Below are 22,016 nucleotides of genomic sequence, written 5' to 3'. Positions count from 1 at the left end.
TTAGCTAATTACTTGTGGCGGTTGCCAAATCTTGGGATGAACATCTAATCTGTAATGAAATTGGTATGAGGAAATCAATTCTGTTGAAATCATTAATTGAAGGATAAAGTCATAAGAATCCAAAGGCTCATAGGTTATTGCTATACCACAACAATTACATATACAGGTTACAGGGCAAGAATCATCACTATCTTCTTGATGATTGTGATTAACGCTAATTTCGCCTTGATGATGGTCTTCTAAATTTTGACCATCTGAACAAGGTTGTATAGACAAAAAAAGCATTGTAAGTGACAGTATGATTGTTATGAATCTCATTGAGGCAAAGATAAAAATTTAATGATGCAATGGTTGTGCAAAAACACTATTGGGCATTTATTACACATTCCTCATAAAGACTTCGATTAGTTTTATTTTATAATCATATTTCATATATTTCAATAAAACCCATCAAGGATAATTAATCTAACTATCATTATATAATGCGAATTGAAACAACCCTCTTAGCTTACTTAAACAAGGAGGGTTATTTATACTTAATCAATATTTAGAACGTCTTTTACATTATTGATTAATAATTATGCTCGTTGATTTCGATTTATTGGTTCATAGCCATTTCATGGTCATACTGGCAACAACCTGGTAAACCGCTATAGGCTTCTTCACTACTCGCTACTTTTTCCGTATCGTAACCTGAAGCTGCTATTGCTTTATGAATTGCCATAGCATCAGTTTTAGAATCATCAAAAGTTACATCAATTTTCTTCTTATCTACATCCCAAGTTGCTTTTGCAACACCGTCAACACTATTGGCTGCTTTTTCAATAGTCTTTTTGCACATACCACAATTTCCTCTAACACCAAAGGACAAATTTGTCATCGCCATTTCATGAGAAACTTCGGTAGTTGTTTCTGTTTTCTGTTTTAAATCACTTTTGCAGCTTACTAAACCAATAGCTGCAATTATTACTACACTTAAAATTACTTTTTTCATCTTTAAAAATTTAATTGTTATTATTTATAATTAATTATTCTATTACTTGTTTTACATCTCCGCAGGTAAGCATGGCTTCCCCAAAATATGGATTGATTACTTTTTCTTCTTTACTTAACCAATATGCTCCAGTGTTACTGTCTGCCATAGGGCAATATTGATAATAAACCTTTTCGTTTATACCAAATAACTGAAGTGCTTTTGCCAGATGAGATGAGAGATGTTTAAAATGATTTCTTTGCCCTTTAATATTTGATGTGTTTGAGATTGAACTTGCCGAAGTCTCTAATTCTTTTTCTAAGGTCATCCAATGGCTATGTCCCTTATTAGTTAATAGCTTCATATCTATCTTACTTAAATTAGACAATAACTCTTTTGCCGATTCAACCCCCTTTTTAGAATCCTCGTTTACCAAAGCTTCCTTTAATTCGATATAATCATTAAAAACTATTTTTAATTGATTTTGAAAATCTTCTGACACTTCTATTCTTTCATTCATATTGGAATGACTTTCATTTGAGCTTGATGGTTTTGAATCCATACCAAGATGTCCTTCATGACCAGTCATTACTTTACCTCCTTCTTTATTCATCATGGATTTTTTACCTTGTAATTGTGCAGCAGCATCCACAGTAAATGTGCCATTCGTTACAATTTCATCTCCATTATTAACCCCTTCTAATACTTCATAATTTTCTCCAACTCTGTTGCCCAATGTTACTTCTCGTAATTCAAATATGGGTTCGTTAGGATTCTTCTTTAAGTACACTACGGAGCGTTTTCCTGTCCATAAAACAGCACTTGAAGGTATAACAGATATTTGTCCATTAATTGCGTTAACAGGCTTTATATTACCTTCTATAAACATACCTGGTTTAAACAAATCTTTTCCATTGCTTAAAACAGCTCTCAATTTCATTGTCCTTGTTTTAACATCAAGTGTAGGGTCTATAAAAGAAACTTTAGCATTAAAAGTTTTATTGGGGTATGCATTAGTCTTAATAGAAACTTCTTGCCCTTCCTTAAATAGGTCTATTTGATTTTCATAGACATCAAAATTTGCCCAAACTGTATTTAGGTTTGCAATTTTTAACAAAGGCTGCCCTTGCTTTATATAACTACCTTGCTCTACTAATTTTTTAGATACCGTACCTGATACAGTAGCATAAACAGAAAAGTTCTCTTTTACTTTTCCAGAAGCTTCAATCTGATTTATTTGGGTATCTGATAGCTTCCAAAGTTTTAGCTTGTTACGAACTGCCTTATATAATTCTGGTTGAGATTCTTTTAAGGAAGATGCTGTAATAAGCTCTTGTTGAGCAGCAAATAGTTCTGGAGAATAAATAGTTGCCAATAACTGACCCTTTCTTACTTTTTCTCCTGTATAACTGACATTTAGTTTTTCTATTCTACCAGAAAAGTAACTGACTTGAACTACATTTGCTTCTTCATTTTCAACTATTTTACCAGAAAGTTTTATAGTACCTCCTTCAGCTTTACTATGACCTACAACTGATGTTTGAATGTTAGCCAATGCCATTGCATTTTTAGTCAGTTTAAATTGGTCTGCGGTTAACCCATCAGCTCCAGCTTCCGCTGGAATTAAATCCATACCGCATATTGGACAATCCCCTTCTTCTGGTTGCATAATTTGCGGATGCATAGAACATGTCCACATCTGATTGTTTTCTACTGTCTCGATATGATTATGTGCAGTTGCTTCATTTGAAGTATTACCAAAAAGTAACCATCCTAACAGAAGTCCCACAGCCAATACTCCGATATAAATTATATATTTTTTCATTTTAAAATATGTTTAATAACATTAGTACAGCCATTACAATCATAATAGCATTCTCAATAAATGTAGCTTCTGTCATGGGCAGTTTTAGTGCTGTTCCTAAACAAGCACATCTGATAGATTTTTTATCCAATAAAGTTTTAGTAACTCCAATAGTTGTTATTCCTAAAACAATAAGTGTGATAATTAAAGCAATATTCACTTCAAATCGCATTAAGAACATCAGACCTAATCCTGTTTCTATAAAAGGATAAACTTTGCCATAAGCAGGTACTTTCTTAGCTAATGGGTCATACATTCTAAACGATTCTGGAAAACCTTTTAAATCGAGCATTTTAAAGAAACTAAATACGATATAGAACAATCCCATAAAGTCAAGCATAAAAGAATCCCAAGACCAGTTTTTATAGTGTAGCAAAATACTTGCTGATACGATATAAAAGATAATAAGTAATAACGGTTTTAATTGTTGTAATTTGCTCTTTTCTTGTTCTATTTCATGGCTTGAAGGTTCTACTGAAGTAAATACATTTTTCTCTGTGAGTAAATATTTTTCTGGTAAGGCTTTTTGAAATACGTTAGTATCTATATGACTGCTCATTGTTATTTCTGCTTCTCCTCTTTCAAGGTTCACAGAAACATCCGTTACATTATTTACTTCACTTAAATACTTCTCAACAGAAGCTTTACAGTTTCCACAAGTCATGCCTTGTATATTATATGTATGTTTCATTTTTTATATAGTTAAGTAATTAATAATTGTTGATTGAACATAATAGTTCTTCACAGATTCTATTTGATTAATTTGAAACTTTAATTGTAATTCTTGGATGTCTAAGACATCATTAAAATCAATCGTTCCTGTTTCATAGCTTTTTATCAAAATGTCTTCTGCATCTTTTGCCTGTTTTAAGTTTTTGGCTTGCGTATCATAACTAATTCGTGAAGCTATTCTGTTATTAATTGCTTTAGATAAAGCAGTTTCTAAAACATTTTCTCTTTCTTGTTTCTGGAATGTAATTTCTTGTTGTTTTAAAGCGTTCTGTCTTGTTTGCGATTTGTTTTTCTTATTGAAAATCGGAATTGAAAGTGACACCATAGGCATAACAATATCTTTTCCGTTATCACTAAAACTCATGTTTGGTCGTTCTGAAACCGAAACATAATCCAACCCAAAACCAACCATAGGTTGACTATCTTTTTGATTCAATAATTCGGATTGTTCTACAGATTTAAACAACTTATCATATTTTGTCAGCTCAGGATGTAATGCTAAATTTTTCGAGTCATTTAAAGCATCATTTAATGGTATAGTTAATTCACTAACTAAATCAATTTCAACAGACTTTTCTCTATTTAAAAGCTTATTAAATGTTGTTTGTTCTGCTAAATACAACTGCGCCAGAACTTGCTTTGATTGCCATAACTCGTTCTGTCTCATCTGCAATCTTAATACATCAACTGCTGAAGCTTTACCTACTTCAAGAGACGTTAAAGCCAATGTTTCGTAGGTTTTAAGTAATGCTATATTGTCATCTAAAACCCTTTGTTTTGTTTTAAGCGCATAGAGGTTATAGTAAGACTGAGATACAGAAGCTACTAACTTTCGTTTTGCAATCGCAATATCTTCATATTTAGCATCCGCCAATGAGTTAACATAATTTTCTCTGGCAGTAATAGAACCAAACCAAGGCATCATTTGTTTTGCAGAAATTTTAAAACGTTGCGCTCCAGTTCTTGTTTCAGGTTCACTTACAAAATAGCCTACTCCAAATTCGGTGTTTGGAATGGTATTAACTTCATTTACTTTTTCTGAAGCAATACTATATTGTAATTCAAATTTCTGAATCTCTGGATTATTCGCTAATGCTTCATTAATTAATATTTCCAACTGTTGCCCATTTGAAAAATTAAATGTCATTAGACCAAGAAGTATTAATACTAATCTTTTCATTTTGCTACTTTTTTAAGTTGTAATTCTGCTTTCCAACTGTATAAAACTGGAACAACAAATAGAGTGATTAAGGCAATGAGCATACCTCCAAAACTTGGAATTGCCATAGGAATCATAATATCGCTACCACGACCTGTTGATGTTAGTACTGGTAATAGTGCTAATATGGTAGTTGCAGTTGTCATTAAACAAGGTCTAATACGCTTTTCTCCTGCCTCTATTACTGATGCTCTTACATCATTCTTGTTTGTTGGTTTATTCCTATCAAATATTTGAGTGAGGTAAGTTGCCATAACAACGCCATCATCAGTAGCTATACCAAACAAGGCTATAAAACCAACCCAAACAGCTACACTTAAATTAATAGGATGCATCTGGAACAAGTCTCTTAGGTTTTCGCCAAAGAAATTGAAGTTTAAAAACCAGTTTTGACCATATAACCAAATCATGATAAAACCACCTGCAAAAGCAACGGCTATGCCTGTAAATACCATAAAAGAGGTTGCTACTGAACGAAACTGAAAATATAGTATTAAGAAGATAATGAACAATGCCAATGGCACTACAACCGATAAGGTTTTTTCTGCTCGTAATTGATTTTCATAAGTTCCTGTGAATTTATAATTAATCCCTTTAGGAACTACTAATTCTCCTGAATCTATTTTTTGTTGAATTAAGGTTTGCGCATTTTCAACAACATTAACTTCTGCATACCCATCTAATTTATCGAACAACACATAACCCACTAAAAAAGTATCTTCACTCTTAATGACTTGTGCGCCTTGTTCGTAACGAATAGTTGCTAATTCACTCAATGGAACTGGACTTCCTTTTTCTACTGGGATATAAATGTTTTCTAAATCTGAAGGATTGCCCCTTAACTCTCTTGGATAACGAACTCTTACTCCGTATCGCTCTCGACCCTCAACAGTTTGAGTTAATACCATACCGCCTACAGCAACTTTTAAAACATTTTGGACATCATCTATGGATATGCCATAACGAGCCAATTTTTCCCTATCTATATCAATTAACAAATAAGGCTTTCCGACTATTCTGTCAGCAAATACAGCTTCAACTTTAACACCTTCAGCTTGTTTTAAAATATCCTCTAACTGAACACCAAAGGCTTCAATTTGCTTTAAATCTTGTCCTTTAACCTTAATTCCCATTGGAGCACGCATTCCTGTTTGCAACATGACCAAACGTGTTTCTATGGGCTGTAATTTAGGGGCTGATGTAACACCTGGCAACTTAGTTACACGTACAATTTCTTTCCAAATGTCATTAGGGTTGTTTATTACTGGCCTCCAGTTTCTATAAAATTCTCCATCATTATCTTCAATTAATTGTTCTCTAACTATATCAGAATTAAGAACAATGTTTTTATCAGAGTTATTAGGGTTTGCTACAAAACTTCCATCCTTCAATTCAAACAAACCATCTTCGTTAACCCTATAGCGTTGACGCTCTCCATGCAGATTTAACATATATTCAGGTTTATATTGAATCATATTTTCATACATAGATAATGGAGCTGGGTCTAAAGCAGATTCTGTCCGTCCAGCTTTCCCAACTACGGTTTTAATCTCTGGAATGCTTGCCACAGCCATATCTAATTGCTGAAGCACTCGTTTGTTTTCTTCTACACCTGAATGTGGCATCGAAGTAGGCATGAGTAAAAAAGACCCTTCGTTTAACGATGGCATAAATTCTTTACCTGTATTTTTCATTATGAAAAATCCACCAATCACGATAAGTGTTGGAATAGATAGAAATAAGATTTTATTAGCTAATGCCCATTGTAAAATGCGAGTATAGTATCTTCTAAATAATGTAAACACACCTAATAAGCCAAAGCATATCATACCAACAAAAATGAGATTCCAAAAGATGCTTTTGTCAACACCTAAAGGTCTCCAATATTCAGCAAGAAGAAAGACGATTGTTAATGATGAGATTACAATATTTATAAGGTTCGCTCTTTTTTCTAAAAGTTGTCCATTAAATTTTAATAAGGCTGTAATGCCAAATGCTATCAATATAAGACCGATCCAATATCCAGATATTATTGTTGCAATACCAATTATGATTAAAAGCCCATTTACTACATAACTAAAGGTCTTTTTTATATTCTTCTTTCTAAATAGAAATGCCGCAAATGGTGGTATCAGGAATAAGGCAACTATTATAGAAGCCGTTAAAGCAAAGGTTTTTGTAAATGCCAATGGTCTAAACAATTTTCCTTCTGCACCTATCATTGTAAACACAGGAATAAAACTTATAATAGTGGTCATTACTGCGGTTACAATAGCCCCTGAAACTTCAGCAGTTGCATTATAAACCACAGTATTTATTGGTAGCTTATTTTTGTTTTCATCTAAGTGTCTTATTATGTTTTCTGAAAGAATAACACCAACATCTACCATCGTACCAATAGCAATAGCAATACCAGATAAGGCTACAATGTTTGCATCAACTCCAAAGAGTTTCATAGCTATAAACACCATTAAAACAGCAACAGGTAGTAAACCAGAAATAAGAACTGAAGCTCGTAAATTGAACACCATAATAATGATGACCAAAATTGTTATCAATATCTCTAAAGTTAAAGCTTCATTAAGTGTCCCTAACGTTTCTTGAATCAATTCTGTTCGGTCATAAAAAGGTACAATAGTAAGTTGAGACGTTCTTCCATCACTCAATACTTTTGATGGTAACCCAGAACTTAACTCACTTATTTTTTCTTTTACATTTGTGATGACTTCCATTGGATTTGCTCCATATCGAGCTACAACTGCTGCTCCAACAACTTCAGCACCTTCCTTGTCCAAAACACCTCGTCTTGTTGCTGCTCCTAAAGACACATTTCCTATGTCTTTAATTCTAATTGCTGTAAAGTCTTCAGAAATTATAACAGCATTTTCTATATCTGCAATGGATTTTATATAGCCTAACCCTCGAACCAAATATTCAGCCTGATTAATCTCTAAGGTTTGTGCGCCTATATCTTTATTGCTTTCTTTTACTGCCTTTACAACATGATGCAAACCAATATTGTATTGTCGCATTAACTCAGGATTAACATCGACTTGGTATTCTTGAACATACCCACCAATCGAAGCAACTTCTGAAACACCACTTGCTGATGACAAAGCATACTTTACATAGTAATCTTGAATACTCCGTAATTCATGTAAATCCCAACCACCAGTTACATTTCCGTTTTCATCACGTCCTTCAAGGGTGTACCAAAATATTTGACCTAAGCCAGTAGCATCTGGACCCAAAGCTGGATTTACACCTTCTGGAAGTAATCCACTTGGTAGTGAGTTCAATTTTTCAAGAATCCGACTTCTACTCCAGTAAAATTCTATGTCTTCTTCAAAAATGATATAGATACTGGAAAAGCCAAACATTGATGAACTACGAATGGTTTTCACTCCTGGTATTCCTAATAATGAGGTGGTCAATGGGTAGGTAATTTGGTCTTCAATATCTTGTGGAGAACGACCATCCCATTTAGTAAAAACGATTTGTTGATTTTCCCCAATATCAGGGATGGCATCAACGGCTACAGGGTTACTTGGTAAAAAGCCAACATCCCAATTAAAAGGAGCATTTACAGTTCCCCAACCTATAAAAAGAACGAGCAATAAAACTGCTACAAGTTTATTTTCTATTAAAAATTTTATGCTTTTATTTAGCATTGTGTATGATTATTAAACAGTTAGACATTGATGTTAGAAAAACATCGAATACAACAAATTATCCTTATAGTGCATGGACTATAGGATAAACAGTCTATTGTTTAAAAATCAAATTAAATAGGTCTCGTCAAGCTTGAAGATTTGCCTTATGACGAGTGGCGGTTTGTATTCTTCGTAAGAAGATACACTTTCATTTAAACCTTCAAAAAGGTTAATATAAGTAGATATAAATGAAGCTATAAATACTTGTTGGTCGAAAGTTAATTTATCAAAAGATATTTTTAACTCATCCTGACCTTCAATAGTAATTTGTTCATCTGTACAACAATTCTTTTTTGTAACAGCACAATCAGTACTTGAAGGGTTTTGCATTTCCATACCACAACCTTTTGCTTTATGGAATACAGCAGTCTCAACCAAAGTATCTCCGCAATAGTGCATATCTATTGTAAATGACATTGTAGAAAATAATACTACAAAAGCCATTAAAAACGACATTATTTTATGGAATACTTGTTTCATATCTGATACAAAGGTATAAAAAATTAAGAACTCCTTATTTTGTTTAACATAAGTTTAGATGTCCTATTAGAAGAATCAATAGGGTAAATTGTTGTACTACTAAATATACATTAAAAAAATCTAATATGGGTATAGTCCACCCCGTGCCGTATTTTGTTTAGCCTATTCGAAAGAAATACAAATCTTTAGAATATAAATATTTACTTAGGCTGCTTTATCTAAAAGGGGGAGCGTCAGCTCCGACTTTTGACTGTCAAAAAAACTAAAAAGACTCAATGATTTAGCCATTGTTGAATAGATACACAAATCCCAAGGGAGAAAATCAGTTAAAATACTGAAAATCAACTATTTAAAATTCTATTCTTGAATTTCGGACAAGCTGTTTTGACTTTAAAAAGCCTTGCCAGATTCCAAGTTTCTACACTTGAAAAATATAGGGGATACTTCCCTACGACCTGCATTTATATCAAGAACTTTCAACTATGTAGGATTGCGATACGGATTCCAACCGCTCTTCAAATTTCTCCGCTATGTTTCCCTGTTATTGCAAAGGTACAGATATTAAACCCTCTAAGACCCCAACCAAGCATATTTGTGGATGCTCGTCCTTGGTCTGACTCGGCATGTCTCCATGTCCCAGTATAGTTTCCCCAAAATTAAGGTTAATATTAGCCTTAAAGGGTCAAAATTAATGAATAGTAAGTTAGAAAAAAAAAGTATTAAAATTCTACAAATAATAAAACATAGTACTTTTATTTTCAATTAGTTATAATATAACTATAAAATCAACAAAAAGGAGAATATTTATAGTTTATACTTTTGCAGTCTTGACTGTACATCTTCAATAGTTACCTTTCTATGTTTTTTTAATTTATCTGTATTTGCCCATTGGGTTTGTCTTTTTTTAGAATCAACAACGTGCAATGTTAAGCTATCCATTAAATACAATTCATCCTCAATAGGTAATTTGTAACTAATTGTAATTTCAAACAGTTTACTTTCGGGCTTCCATTTTACCAGTATGTTCTTTATAAACTTTCTAAATGTTTTTTGTCTTTCCAAAAAAGGTAGTTTTAAAGCGAGATACCCCTTAAAAACAGCGTCGGTGTAATTCTTCATAAAACCAGGGTGTGTATCTTCAAAAGGGTAATCTATATATGAATGAGCGATATTTGTTAGTTCTTCAATTTCTCTTAAAATATTTGTATCTCCTTTCAGCGATTTCAAGCTTTCCTCGATATTAGCTTTCTTTATTTTAATCTCATTTGCCTTACTATCTAACCTTTTAACTTGTCTTAAATATTGTACTTTATTATAAGTGCCGTCAGCAAGATAATTTTCTACACTTAGCTTGTTATTTTCTATGTTTTTTAAGTCAGCTTCGAGACTTTTAATTCTTGTTTGGAGTTCTTCTCGTTTATCTGAATTATTATCAGAAAATGATTCCTTAACTGTACTGTAGAGATTTCCATATATTAATTTAGTTATTATTGAATCAAGTACATTAACTGGAATGTATTTAGAATTACATTTTTTTTCCTTGTACCTTTTTCCTGCACAACCATAATAGTTTTCAAGTTTATTTGAACGCCCATTAAGTGATTGACCGCAACCGCATTGGAGTAATGGAGTAAGTAAATATTTATGGTCTGTATTTTTGCCTCTTAGAGAGCCTTTGTTTCTGTTTATATAACTATTATTAGCTTTTTCCCATTTTACTGGGTCAACTATTAAAGGAACATCGAAAAATTCATCCCTCCAACGTCTTTTCCCTTTGTAAATTGGATTTCTAATTATTTGTAAGATTGTGCCAGTTGTCCAAGTTGAATCAGACTTTTTATATACTCTTGTTTCATTCCTACCTTTATGAATTATTTTATTAGTGCCGCCTATTTTATTGTATCTTGTTTGCACATTATTATCAATTAACCAATTTCTTATCTCTGAAGATGTTTTACCTTGTATGAAGTCATCAAATATCTTTTTAACTATTTTAGATTCACTTTCGTCAGGCTTTAGATAACTATTTTCATCTTTAGTATATCCATAAGGTAAAACAGCACCGTTTACCTTTCCTTCTCTTGCTTTTGACCTTAATGTATCTTTAATTTTAATAGAAGTTAAGTCAACAAAAAATTCATCTGTTGCAGATAAGATATTATGTAAAAGTTTAGAGTGAGGGTCATTCCAATCAAACCTACCTGATTTAAAATATAATTCAATATCTTTTCTTTTGATAATAGCTAAAAACTTATGCTTAGTTTCATCATTTCTATATAATCTACTCGTATCATAAGCAAAGACAGCTTTGATTTTAGAATCTTTAGCACTTATTTTTTGTAGCATGTCCATCATAACAGGTCTATCCTTTAAGTCAAGCTTACCTGAACTGGTGTCTTCAATAAATAATACGGGTTCTAAATTAAGTTCTATAGCCTTTAAATTACCCTGATTCTTTTGTTCGTCAATTGAAGTAGAATCCCTATCTTTATTATCCTGAGATTTACGACAGTATATCGCTAATTGCTCCATAATTTCCACACTAAAATATGGTTAAAGATAGGGATTAAAATTTTTGTTTTACACAAATTTGTTTACAGCTCCTGTCAATACAACAATATGTTTCTTCATAATATAAAAATACTAACTTTGAAAATATGATTGACGAAAAACTTCTAGCGCATTTAGAAACCTATTTAACAGAACATCGTAAAACAAGATTTAACGCCGTTTTACAAGAACGTACAAAGCATTTTACGGTGGCTACCGAAGATGTATATCAGCTTCATAACACTAGCGCAGTTATAAGAAGTTGTGATGTTTTTGGTATTCAGGAAGTTAATATTGTTGAGGAACAGAATACCAAACGTATAGATCGCGAGATTGCTATGGGCGCACAGAAGTGGGTCGACTTAAACCGATACCATTCGGTTAAGGATTGTATTTCTGATTTAAAACGCAAAGGATATCAAATCGTAGCGACGACACCGCATAAAAATGATTGTGATTTAAGTGATTTTGATGTTACTAAGAAATCGTGTTTTTTCTTCGGAAGGGAAACCGAAGGGCTTTCTGAAGACGTTGTCAATGCAGCCGATAGTTTTTTAAAAATACCCATGGTTGGTTTTACTGAAAGTTTGAATATATCGGTTTCAGCAGCCATTATCCTTCAGTATGTCACATCTAAACTAAAAGCATCTGAAATAGACTGGCGTCTTTCGGAGAGTGAAATAAAAGAAAAGAAGCTCGATTGGATATCGAAAACTATCAAAAGTTACGACGATATCGTTAAGCGTTTTTATATTACACCTTAATTCTTTAATTTTAGTTCACCAACTAAACAAGATACCTTATGTATATTTTACTTTATATACTTATATCCCTGATTGTAATTTTTGTATTCCTTGTACTTATCGCACCTAAAAAGTATCATGTTTCTAGAGTTATAGAGATTGAAAAACCAATATCTGAAGTATTTAAGTATCTAAAACTTATCAAAAATCAGGATGAATGGTCACCATGGAAGAAAAAAGACCCAGATATGTCTCAAAAGTTTGTTGGTAAAGATGGTGAAGTGGGTTTTCTTTCTAAATGGGAAGGTAATAAAGACGTTGGTTCTGGTGAACAGGAGATTAAAAGGATTGTTAAAGACGATATTATTGAATCTGAACTCCGTTTTTTTAAACCTTGGAAATCACAATCTGATGCCTATTTAAAGGTAGAATATCTTGGTGATGAAAGGACAAAAGTCGTTTGGGGATTTTCTGGAAAGAATAAGTTTCCGTTTAGTTTATTTATGCTCTTTTTTAATATGGATAAGGCCGTTGGTAAAGATTTTGAAGACGGATTATCCACACTAAAGCATATCCTAGAAAAGTAGCTAAAAAAGTGTTTTGGGTAAGGATTGTTTATTCTAAAGTCTGTTGTTTCTTCCTCTGCTTAACACTTTGTATTCCTCATAACATTCACTAATAGCATCGAGGATTTGTAGGTCGTTTGCTGTTTGTATAAACCCTTTTGAATAGTTACATTGGCTAACAATTTCATCGAGGTCTATTTTATCTACATTAAGCAAGGCAGTTAGCATTTCTCTATCAAAACGCGAAGCCAACAAATTCCGTATTTCGTCATCCTCCTTCATTTTCTTTAGCTTTTTAAGTTCGTTTGGTTTCTTGCCAAACATTCTATGAAGAAAATCTGCCGGATTAAAAATTGAACCAATAATTTTATTTATGCCCTTAGATTTCGAGGCCTCGTATCCACTTGATGATAGCCCCGGAATTTGATACCTGTAGTTGTAATTTGGTTCTGGAACCTGTTTTATATCGACCTCTAAATAGCCAGTAAGCCTAAGTTGGTTTACAACAACCTTTTCTAGTGCAAGAGCAAGCTCGGTGAGTTTAATTTCAGAGCTTCCAAATTTTAACCAGTCGTTGGTTACCCTAACTTTAATCGATTTAAACCCTAGGTAAGAAAAATGAAGTGTGTCATTTACCTTGGCAGCAATTTCAAATTCACCTTTACTGTTGGTGATTGTTCCTTTTACTTGATTAAGGTTTACAATATTTACACTTTCTAGCGGTTTATTGTTTTCAGAATTTAAAACTACCCCAATGGCCAGTTTATCCTCTTGAGCCACGACAGCTAAAGACGAAAATAAAAGGCATAAAAGCAATAGTTGAAATCTCATAACAATTTTTATACTCTAATTTAAAGATAAAAGTACTAAACTAAACACTAATGTGTGTTTTAGTTCGATATTTTGACTAAAAATTAACAAAAGTGTTTAATTAAATATATTTTTTCAGTTTAACTGTCATTAAGAAGGAAGTGTGACAAAAATTCTTTCTTAATGACATTTAAATTTAACGTCTAGAACGTCTCGGTCTCGATGCTCCAAAATCTTTACCAGACTTAGAGCGTTTCCCTTTTTTATCAGAGCGTTTATAATCATTGCCTTTTGAACCAGAGCGCTTATCTCCACGTCTATCATCTCGTCTTCCTCCATCGCGTTTACCACCTTTTCGGCCATCACGTCTTCTACTTCTGCTTCGGTTTTCAGAGACTTCTACATTTACAAAACGTCCATTTTGTTTAAAGTCGGTAAAAAAGTCTAAAACTTTTTGTTGGTGTTCTGGTTCTGTGTTAAAAAATGAAAAACTATCCTTGGTCTCCACCTTAAAGACATCATCTTTTCCTAGTTCAAGAACTTCTCTTAAAAAGTCTTTAAGCGACATCCAGTCGTAACCATCTTTTCTTCCTACGTTAATGAAGTAACGGGTAGAATCGCCACTGCTTTCTGCTCTTCCACCGTCAGAAACATTTAAATCGCGTGCTTTTTGATAGTAGTTATGGAAACGTGTAAACTCAACCGAAAAGAACTTTTTTATAAGCTCGTCTTTCGTGGTGTCTTCGAACAGTTCGTTTATACTTTCTAGGTGTTTATCAATCTCATGATTCACTTCGGTATTATGAACCTTGTTGGCCAAAGACATCAACTGAATTTCACATATCATAGATCCATCTGGAATATCTTTTTTAACAAATTGCTTTTTTATAATACGCTCAATACTCTTTATCTTTCTAACCTCACTTTTAGAAACAATTACCATAGAAACTCCGGTTTTTCCAGCTCTACCTGTACGCCCAGAACGGTGCGTATAGGTTTCAATTTCATCTGGTAATTGGTAATTTATAACATGGGTAATATCATCAACATCAATACCACGAGCAGCCACATCGGTAGCCACTAACATTTGTATTTGCTTATTTCTAAAAGATTTCATAACCAAATCACGTTGGTTCTGACTTAAATCACCGTGCAGCGCGCCGGCGTTATAACCATCGTCAATAAGTTGTTCGGCTACTTTCTGTGTGTCGCGTTTGGTTCTACAAAAAACTACCGAGAAAATATCTGGGTTAGCATCGGCCAAACGTTTTAAGGCTTGGTATCTGTCACGAGAATTAACGGTGTAATATTCATGAGATACATTTTTGCTACCTTCATTTTTATGGCCAACGGTAATCTCCTTAGGCTCATACATGAATTTTTTAGCAATAGTAGCAACTTCTTTTGGCATAGTGGCCGAAAATAACCAGGTGCTTTTGTCGTCTGGAGTATGTGATAGAATACTGGTAATATCTTCATAAAACCCCATGTTTAGCATTTCATCAGCTTCATCTAAAACACTGTATTCTATTTTAGAAATATCTACCAATCTTCGGCTAATCATATCTTTCATTCTACCAGGTGTGGCTACAATAATTTGTGCACCTTTTTTAACAGCCCTTGCTTGGTCTGTAATGCTTGCACCACCATAAATGGCTACGACGTTTAAGCCTTTGCAATACTTTCCGTAGAGTTTTAATTCGTTGGTAATCTGTAAACAAAGCTCACGGGTTGGTGATAGGATTAACCCTTGTGTAGTTCTGCTATCTACATTTATTTTCTGTAGCATAGGGAAGCCAAAGGCCGCTGTTTTACCGGTTCCTGTTTGGGCCAGTGCCACCAAATCGGTTTCTTCGTCTAATAAAATAGGAATGGCTTTTTGTTGTACCTCACTAGGAGTAATAAAGCCTAAATCTGTAATGGCTTGCAAAAGGTTGTCTTGCAAACCCAAGTCTTGGAATGTGCTCATTTTTGAGTATAAGTAATCAGTTGTATTATGTAGTGTTACATAAAGAAGTGAACCGACATACTTAAACCTAAACCTTCCCGTAACACATCCTCACCCTGAGGAATTTAAGCGGCAAAGATAATGTTTTTTTATTTGGCGCCTGCCTGCTACCGCAGGTAGGCAGGTTTTAACACGCTTTTCGCTATATCTTTTTCTCACGCTTCAAAAAAGGATGCCGCTTCAATCGTTAACGTGTTTGTTTGCTAATTAAGTGACTAAGATGAAATCAAGTGTTTTTTTGGTGGTTTGTTTAATGGTTGTGTGTATGTTTCAGTTGCGTGATTTAAGCACTAAATTTAGCAAATAATTACTGAATGGAAAATCCGCGAGGATTTTCCCAAGTAAGCATAAAGCAAGCAATTGAATATACACGTTGTTGTAATTTCGTTGTTTTATTCATTCGTAATTTTACTCAATTAAAAGAGTGTCTTTTTTTTCATTTAAATTTATTAATTCCTTGCCTTTAATTAAATATTCTCTAGATATGAATTCAGATTCTTTTTCGTATTTTAGTTTCAAATTGTCATTGTTAACTTTATAAGTGCCAGTGATTTCCTCATAACAAGAACTAAAAAAACCTTCACTGTAAAATTTTCCGTTTTCATATAGTTTTATAAAAACCATATTATTCTGACTTGAACGAGCTTGGAATTTTAACTTTCCAAACCAAGTGGAAAATATCAATTTATTCAACCCGCCAAAACTTAAAATCAATAGAGAAATACAGATTATTAGAGCTGTTTTTCTATTTTTATTTCCCTTGTTCTTAGAAATTTTAAAGAAGTTTCTAATCAAAAAGATAAAACAAGCTGGAACGAAAATTAATAACGAAATGAAAATCATTCCTGCATCTTGGTCGCATATTTCTCCATAGCCAGGAATATTCATAATTAATTTAACAAAACAAAAAATAAGGATTATGGGAATTGTAATTAGGTCAATCAAATATCTTTTCAAATTCATTTTTCGGGTTTGATTTCGGTTTTTAGGGCAATGAATTACAACTTGGAGATAGACTTCCGTTTTAATGAAGTTTATCGATTGTTAAACGAAGTTAGTTGAAAATTTTTACAAAATCAATAATTAGGTCATTTAACTACACCTAAGGTTTATTATCTAAAGTATATTTTTAAATTACGTTTACTGAGCCTAAAACTTATTGTTTTACACCCACATAGCTAGTATTGGCTCCAATATCTTCACCATCGCTTGCCGCCTGTTTTCCTGTAGAATTTGGGGCTAGTTCATAATGCTTTGGCGGGTCTTGGTTTTCTAAAAACTGGGGTTGCCCAGACAAGGAATTGGTGTCTTGATTGCTTGGTATAGAAGATGCCTGCCATTCTTCTAAGGTGTATTTGTGAGTCTGATAGTAAATATGGTCACCATAGAGCTGATAGTTCGATGTATTCGTGTTTACGTTGTTATGATACCTTAGTATTTCGAATTTACCAGCAATAATATTGTTTGTAATAGTAGCATTAATCACAGGGTCATTGCCATTTTGTATTTTTAAGTCAGACAAAAAGGTGTTATGGGAAATGAAATGTCCTTCGGGTTGTTCTGACCCGCCACCGTTAGAGATTTCCACATAACCTTCAAAAATATTGTTGGAGATTTCAAAAGTACCAGCTTCGGCGCGTCCGGCAAAAAAACAATACTCGCCTATACCTTCTGCTTTATGATAATTATTTCTAATATGAATACTGGCAGTCCCGAAAGCAGGTTGGTTAGAGTGTTTGTAATAAAGCGGTCTTGGCGTATTACTTATACGGTTATTTTCTAAACGCATATGCGTAACACGGAATGCAATAATAGCCGCTGTATTTCCATGGATGCCATCGTTTGTTGTGCCTGGGCCAGTAAAATCACAATTAAAAACCCCAAAGTAATTGGCATTGTAATTAAGGGCTTGGAAAAAGCCATGATTATCACCGCCTTGTCCGCTCATGTTTCCTTGTATATTTCGAATGGTATGATGGTATGTTGGACGGTCATCACCAATGTTTACACCTTCTGTACCTCTCATTTTAAAACCATACCAAAGCCAATGTTGTTGTCCGTCTATTTCTACCCTAGCATTTATGGTTAATGTTATGGGCGTGGAAACCGAAGGGTCGCTTCTTATGTAGACAAATTGCGAGGGTGTACCCGGGCCAGGGCCGTAAAATTTGGTGTCTATTGGGGAGTCAATACTTAAATCTGATGCTAGATTTAAACAATACCAACTGCTAGATACAGCCAATTCCCTTAGGCCTTTATCAAATGTTGCCCATGGTGCCGATTTAGAACCGTTGTTGGAATCGTCTGCATTGGGGCCTCCTATATACCTTTGAGCTGAATCTGGGATTTCAAATGAAGGTATGTCTGGATAATCCTGATCTGAATATATTGTGAATTCCGACTGGTCTGGTATTTCATCAGGTTCTTCTTCTGAAAGTGGCGTAGTGTCGTTATTACTACACGAGTTTAACATGCAAAACATAAGAGCTATGAGAAAAATAGTAGGTTTTAATTGGGGATTCATCTTATTATATGTTTTGAAATGATTTGTATTATGGGCTTACTTCCTTAAATTTTTTATGCGTTGCAACAACGTGGGGTGTGAGTAATGCATAAAGACGTAAGCCGGGTGAGGCGTTAAATTGCTTAGACTGTTTTTGGATAGTTTTTTTAGGCTGGTAATGAGTGGTTCGCCTTTGTAAGTGCTTTTGGCATAATCATCGGCTTGGTATTCAAACTTTCTTGAAAAAATATTCATGATCAACCCTGTAATTTCAGAAATAGGGGAATAAAGTAGCATAAAGGCGATTAAACCAATATGAAAACTTGCTGTTTCAACACCTAAAGCCTGTGATAGTATGGGATTCGAAATAAAAAGTGATAAGATATACAGTGTTAATCCTGTAAGTAAAACAGAAGCTACTAAATTAAAAATGATATGTTTCTTTTTATAATGACCCACTTCATGAGCTAGTACAGCAACGATTTCTTCATCGTCCAAATCGTTTATTAATGTATCATAAAGGGTTACTCGTTTTTCGCTACCAAAACCAGAAAAATAGGCATTGGCTTTAGTACTTCGTTTAGAACCATCAATTACAAAAATCTTGTCTAGTTTAAAACCAACCGTTTTAGCATAAGCCGAAATTTTATCTCTTAAACTACCTGCTTCCAGTGGTGTTTGTTTGTTAAAGAGTGGCACAATGAGTTTGGAGTAAAACATATTCATAAAAACCGTAAATACGGTTACCAGCCCCCATGCATATAACCAAAAGTTTTTACCGGTAGCGTTGTAAAACCAAATGATTAATGCTAAAATACCACCGCCTAAAACGGCAGACATTAGCCAGCCTTTTATTTTATCTAAAACAAAGGTCTTTTTGGTGGTTTTGTTGAATCCGAATTTTTCTTCAATTACAAAAGTGCTGTAGTACGAAAATGGTGTAGTGAGTATATCGCTAGCAATCATAATGATTCCGAAGAAAATCAAAGCAATAACAATAGGATTGGTGCTTAAGCTACGGGCTATGTTGTCAACGAATTCAAAACCATCTAGAAGTAAAAAACCTAAGGTAAGTATAATGGAAAAGGTTGAGGTTAGCATCCCAAATTTATATTTGGTAGTCTTATAGTTTTGCGATGTTTTGTATTCGGTCTCATCATAAACATCGTGTAAATCTTTTGGCAAGGCGTCGTTAAAATGTTTGGCGTTTAGTGCATCAAGAACCTTGTCTACTATAAAGTTGATTACTATAATGGCGATGATGATGTAAAATAGGGTTGTTGAGGTCATTTTTGTTGTTGCATTACTTGTTGTCACCCTGAACTTGTTTCAGGGTCTTTTGAGATGCTGAAACAAGTTCAGCATGACAGGTTATTGAAAACCACGCTGGCGCTTGGCCTCAAAAATAAGAATTCCTGCGGCAACCGAAACATTCATAGAATCTATTTCTCCTTGCATGGGAATAATGATGTTTTGAGTTGCGTTAATCCGCCAATCCTCACTTAAACCAGTAGCTTCTGTCCCAACAACTATAGCCGTGGCTTTTGTGAAATCTTGAGTATGGTATTCAACAGATTCTTGTAAAATCGCACTGTAGATATTGATGTTGTTTTCCTTTAAGAATTCAATAATTTCTATGGTAGTTCCTGTTGCTATTTGATTAGTGAATACACAACCAACACTGGAGCGAATAATGTTTGGGTTATATAAATCGGTCTTTGGATTCGCTATAATTACAGCATCTATATTTGCGGCATCTGCTGTTCTTAAAAGAGCGCCTATATTACCGGGTTTTTCAGGAGTTTCGGCAACTAAAATCAAAGGTGAGTCATTTTTAAAGCTTAACTTGTCTAGCAAATTAGACTTAGATTTTGCAACTACCAAAATACCCTCTGTAGTTTCTCTGTAAGCAAGTTTTTGGTATACTTCTTTTGAAATCTCGATGGTGTTTATTGGGTCTTCGACTACGCTAAGAAATAAGTCGTTTAGTTGTTCTAGTGAGAATAAATCTGGATAAAACAAAAGGGTTTCAAGTTTATAGCCACCTTTAATAGCTAATGAAATTTCACGTAGCCCTTCAATCAAAAAGGTGCCCGATTTTCTACGTTCTCGAGACTTGTCCCTTAATTGAACAAGTTGTTTTATAAATGGGTTTTGTATACTCGTTATTTCCTTCATATGGATTGTTAATCTAAGCCATTGGTCTCAATGTAATTCACTAATAGCGCCACAACATAATTGTAACTGTTCATGCCCTTGCTTTGGTTATTGGCTTTTAAATAGCTGCCATAGAATATTTTAAAAAACGGTTCGATGGGGTTTTCTTGGGCTTCCCAAAATAAACGAACCTCTTCATAGTTTTTTAAAACGCCTTTGTTTATAGTTTTTATGATTTCTTTAAAAAGTGCTTCATCACGCCTGTAAATTTCGTTTAAACAATAACGTAATCCGAAGGTGTAACCACAGTATTTAAAGTAAATATCATCATTATGAATGGAAGCCAGAAAACCAAGAAAATTTGCTTCGTTTTCTGCGGCATAACCCAATTGATGCGCCATTTCATGAGCCGTAGTTGTGGGGATTTTTATTAAGGGCATTACCCCGTTAACTTGAGATTCATTAGTCAGTGGATTCAAATACCCGCTAAACCCCATATAAGTTAAAGGGTAGCTAAATAAAGATTTTTTAATGCTCTTGGGCGCGTATTCTAAATGTGGAAAAATAGCTTTTAAATTATCATAGCCCTCGGGTGTTTTCTTAAAGATTTCACTTTTAGAATAGGGTAGTGTAACCTTAACCGTATCGTTTTGTTTTATTTTAGCGTGTAAGGTGTTAGTATGTTCAATAAGTTTGTTTGTCGTAGCCACTAACTGTTCTGTAGTATACTTATGGTCTAAGTTTAGGCTTTCGTGTAGAGGTAATCTATAATAATTTAATCCCCAAAACAGATGAAAGGTAAAATACAAGATTGCAGCAGCTGCTACTATATCAACTAACCAATTTATAGTGTCTTTAATTATGCGTTTGCGATGTATTATCAACCACCTCATAATATAGATGATAGCTAAACCGTAGACTAGGTCTCCAAAAGAAAAGGGCAGCCATCCTAACATGAATCTAAATAACTTAGAAACATAAACATATATTCCATTGCTGTAGAAAGATTCTATAAATTCTGGGTTTTTAGATAGCAAAACAACCAATACATATTGTGGAATAAGGCTTAGTGCTAAGAGTAGTTTTTTGTTTTTCAGCATAAATCAAAAGTAATAAAAATTGTGTCTATTGATAAGTTGTATACCAGTTCATTTTATGTACTTTTATAATACCTAAAACTCTTTTTGTCCATGAAAATTATAAATAAAGTTATGATTATTGTTCTCATTTTGATATCCAATATTACTATTGGTCAAAATGGCACAACACAGGATAAAAACATATTTACCAAGATTGAACTTCTGGTAAGACATAGCAGGAAGATTATAGATAAAGAAGTGCACATAACTATATTCAATCGTCCAGAACCTAAAAAATCTGAGATATTTGTATGGACCACAGATGCTGATAAAGAAACTTCTGTAAAACCAGATTTCAGGATTAAGATTTCAAAAGACGAATATAGTCAAATTGAAAAACTGATTCATTCCATAGATATTGACAGTTTTGTGAAATTTGAAAATAGAATAGGGGTCGATGGTTACGAATGTCAGTTAACATATGGAGATAGTATGAGTTCAATTTCATTAAATGCTTGGTCGCCTTCAAGTAATACGGAAGAAAGGCAGTTGCAGACCTATTTAAAAGTATGCAATATGATTTTGAAAGCTGCAAAAAAAGAAGAGCTTTAAAATAAAA

At 33.7% G+C, this 22,016-nt stretch carries 18 protein-coding genes; 3 read left to right on the top strand and 15 right to left on the bottom strand.

The features are described 5' to 3' along the window. From M0214_RS02180 to M0214_RS02145, 8 genes are all read right to left on the bottom strand, one after another. Positions 1-318 (bottom strand): DUF6660 family protein, encoded by a 318-nt coding sequence (locus tag M0214_RS02180; RefSeq protein ID WP_371873522.1) that lies wholly within the window; start codon positions 316-318, stop codon positions 1-3. 280 nt (positions 319-598) lie between these two features. Then, on the bottom strand, positions 599-994 hold the full coding sequence (locus M0214_RS02175; RefSeq protein ID WP_248723840.1) for a heavy-metal-associated domain-containing protein: 396 nt from the start codon (positions 992-994) through the stop codon (positions 599-601). A gap of 34 nt (positions 995-1,028) precedes the next feature. Next, entirely contained in the window at positions 1,029-2,798 is a 1,770-nt protein-coding gene (locus tag M0214_RS02170) for an efflux RND transporter periplasmic adaptor subunit (protein WP_248723839.1), read from the bottom strand. 1 nt (position 2,799) lies between these two features. Further along, positions 2,800-3,528: a heavy-metal-associated domain-containing protein gene (locus M0214_RS02165; protein WP_248723838.1), complete on the bottom strand. Its 729-nt coding sequence runs from the start codon at positions 3,526-3,528 to the stop codon at positions 2,800-2,802. Positions 3,529-3,531: 3 nt separating this feature from the next. Further along, positions 3,532-4,749 carry a TolC family protein gene (locus M0214_RS02160; protein ID WP_248723837.1) on the bottom strand — a complete coding sequence of 406 codons (1,218 nt, stop codon included), beginning with the start codon at positions 4,747-4,749 and terminating at the stop codon, positions 3,532-3,534. Beyond that, complete coding sequence (locus M0214_RS02155) at positions 4,746-8,459, bottom strand: efflux RND transporter permease subunit (RefSeq protein WP_248723836.1); 3,714 nt, start codon at positions 8,457-8,459, stop codon at positions 4,746-4,748. Before M0214_RS02155 ends, M0214_RS02160 begins: the two co-directional genes overlap by 4 nt. Positions 8,460-8,567: 108 nt before the next feature. Further along, positions 8,568-8,981, bottom strand: a complete 414-nt coding sequence (locus M0214_RS02150; protein WP_248723835.1) for a hypothetical protein — start codon at positions 8,979-8,981, stop codon at positions 8,568-8,570. Between the two features lie 804 nt (positions 8,982-9,785). Continuing rightward, positions 9,786-11,513 (bottom strand): recombinase family protein, encoded by a 1,728-nt coding sequence (locus M0214_RS02145; protein ID WP_248723834.1) that lies wholly within the window; start codon positions 11,511-11,513, stop codon positions 9,786-9,788. 125 nt (positions 11,514-11,638) lie between these two features. On the opposite strand from M0214_RS02145, the gene M0214_RS02140 reads away from it, so the two are divergent. Together M0214_RS02140 and M0214_RS02135 are read left to right on the top strand one after the other, a co-directional pair. Beyond that, on the top strand, positions 11,639-12,295 hold the full coding sequence (locus M0214_RS02140) for an RNA methyltransferase (protein WP_248723833.1): 657 nt from the start codon (positions 11,639-11,641) through the stop codon (positions 12,293-12,295). Positions 12,296-12,333: 38 nt separating this feature from the next. Further along, positions 12,334-12,861 (top strand): SRPBCC family protein, encoded by a 528-nt coding sequence (locus M0214_RS02135; protein WP_248723832.1) that lies wholly within the window; start codon positions 12,334-12,336, stop codon positions 12,859-12,861. Between the two features lie 33 nt (positions 12,862-12,894). Here M0214_RS02135 and M0214_RS02130 read toward each other — a convergent pair whose 3' ends face one another. The 7 genes from M0214_RS02130 to M0214_RS02100 all read right to left on the bottom strand — a co-directional run bounded on the left by M0214_RS02130 (position 12,895) and on the right by M0214_RS02100 (position 21,418). After that, positions 12,895-13,671, bottom strand: a complete 777-nt coding sequence (locus tag M0214_RS02130; protein ID WP_248723831.1) for a carboxypeptidase-like regulatory domain-containing protein — start codon at positions 13,669-13,671, stop codon at positions 12,895-12,897. A gap of 175 nt (positions 13,672-13,846) precedes the next feature. Beyond that, positions 13,847-15,619 (bottom strand): DEAD/DEAH box helicase, encoded by a 1,773-nt coding sequence (locus M0214_RS02125; RefSeq protein WP_248723830.1) that lies wholly within the window; start codon positions 15,617-15,619, stop codon positions 13,847-13,849. A gap of 447 nt (positions 15,620-16,066) precedes the next feature. After that, complete coding sequence (locus tag M0214_RS02120; RefSeq protein ID WP_248723829.1) at positions 16,067-16,621, bottom strand: hypothetical protein; 555 nt, start codon at positions 16,619-16,621, stop codon at positions 16,067-16,069. Between the two features lie 193 nt (positions 16,622-16,814). Further along, positions 16,815-18,182 (bottom strand): hypothetical protein, encoded by a 1,368-nt coding sequence (locus M0214_RS02115; protein WP_248723828.1) that lies wholly within the window; start codon positions 18,180-18,182, stop codon positions 16,815-16,817. Positions 18,183-18,218: 36 nt separating this feature from the next. Then, positions 18,219-19,451, bottom strand: coding sequence for a M48 family metallopeptidase (locus M0214_RS02110; RefSeq protein ID WP_248724920.1), 1,233 nt, complete (start codon positions 19,449-19,451; stop codon positions 18,219-18,221). 81 nt (positions 19,452-19,532) lie between these two features. After that, the gene (locus M0214_RS02105) at positions 19,533-20,339 is read right to left on the bottom strand and encodes an RNA methyltransferase (RefSeq protein WP_248723827.1); all 807 of its coding nucleotides are present in this window, start codon (positions 20,337-20,339) and stop codon (positions 19,533-19,535) included. Positions 20,340-20,347: 8 nt separating this feature from the next. Then, complete coding sequence (locus M0214_RS02100; RefSeq protein ID WP_248723826.1) at positions 20,348-21,418, bottom strand: DUF3810 domain-containing protein; 1,071 nt, start codon at positions 21,416-21,418, stop codon at positions 20,348-20,350. Between the two features lie 90 nt (positions 21,419-21,508). Between M0214_RS02100 and M0214_RS02095 the strand changes: the two genes are divergently transcribed. Beyond that, the gene (locus tag M0214_RS02095; RefSeq protein WP_248723825.1) at positions 21,509-22,009 is read left to right on the top strand and encodes a hypothetical protein; all 501 of its coding nucleotides are present in this window, start codon (positions 21,509-21,511) and stop codon (positions 22,007-22,009) included. Positions 22,010-22,016: the final 7 nt, after the last annotated feature.

Origin of the sequence: Seonamhaeicola sp. ML3 (assembly GCF_023273855.1) — a bacterium.
Classification (GTDB): Bacteria; Bacteroidota; Bacteroidia; order Flavobacteriales; family Flavobacteriaceae; genus Seonamhaeicola.
This window is presented reverse-complemented; position numbering and strand designations above follow the sequence as displayed.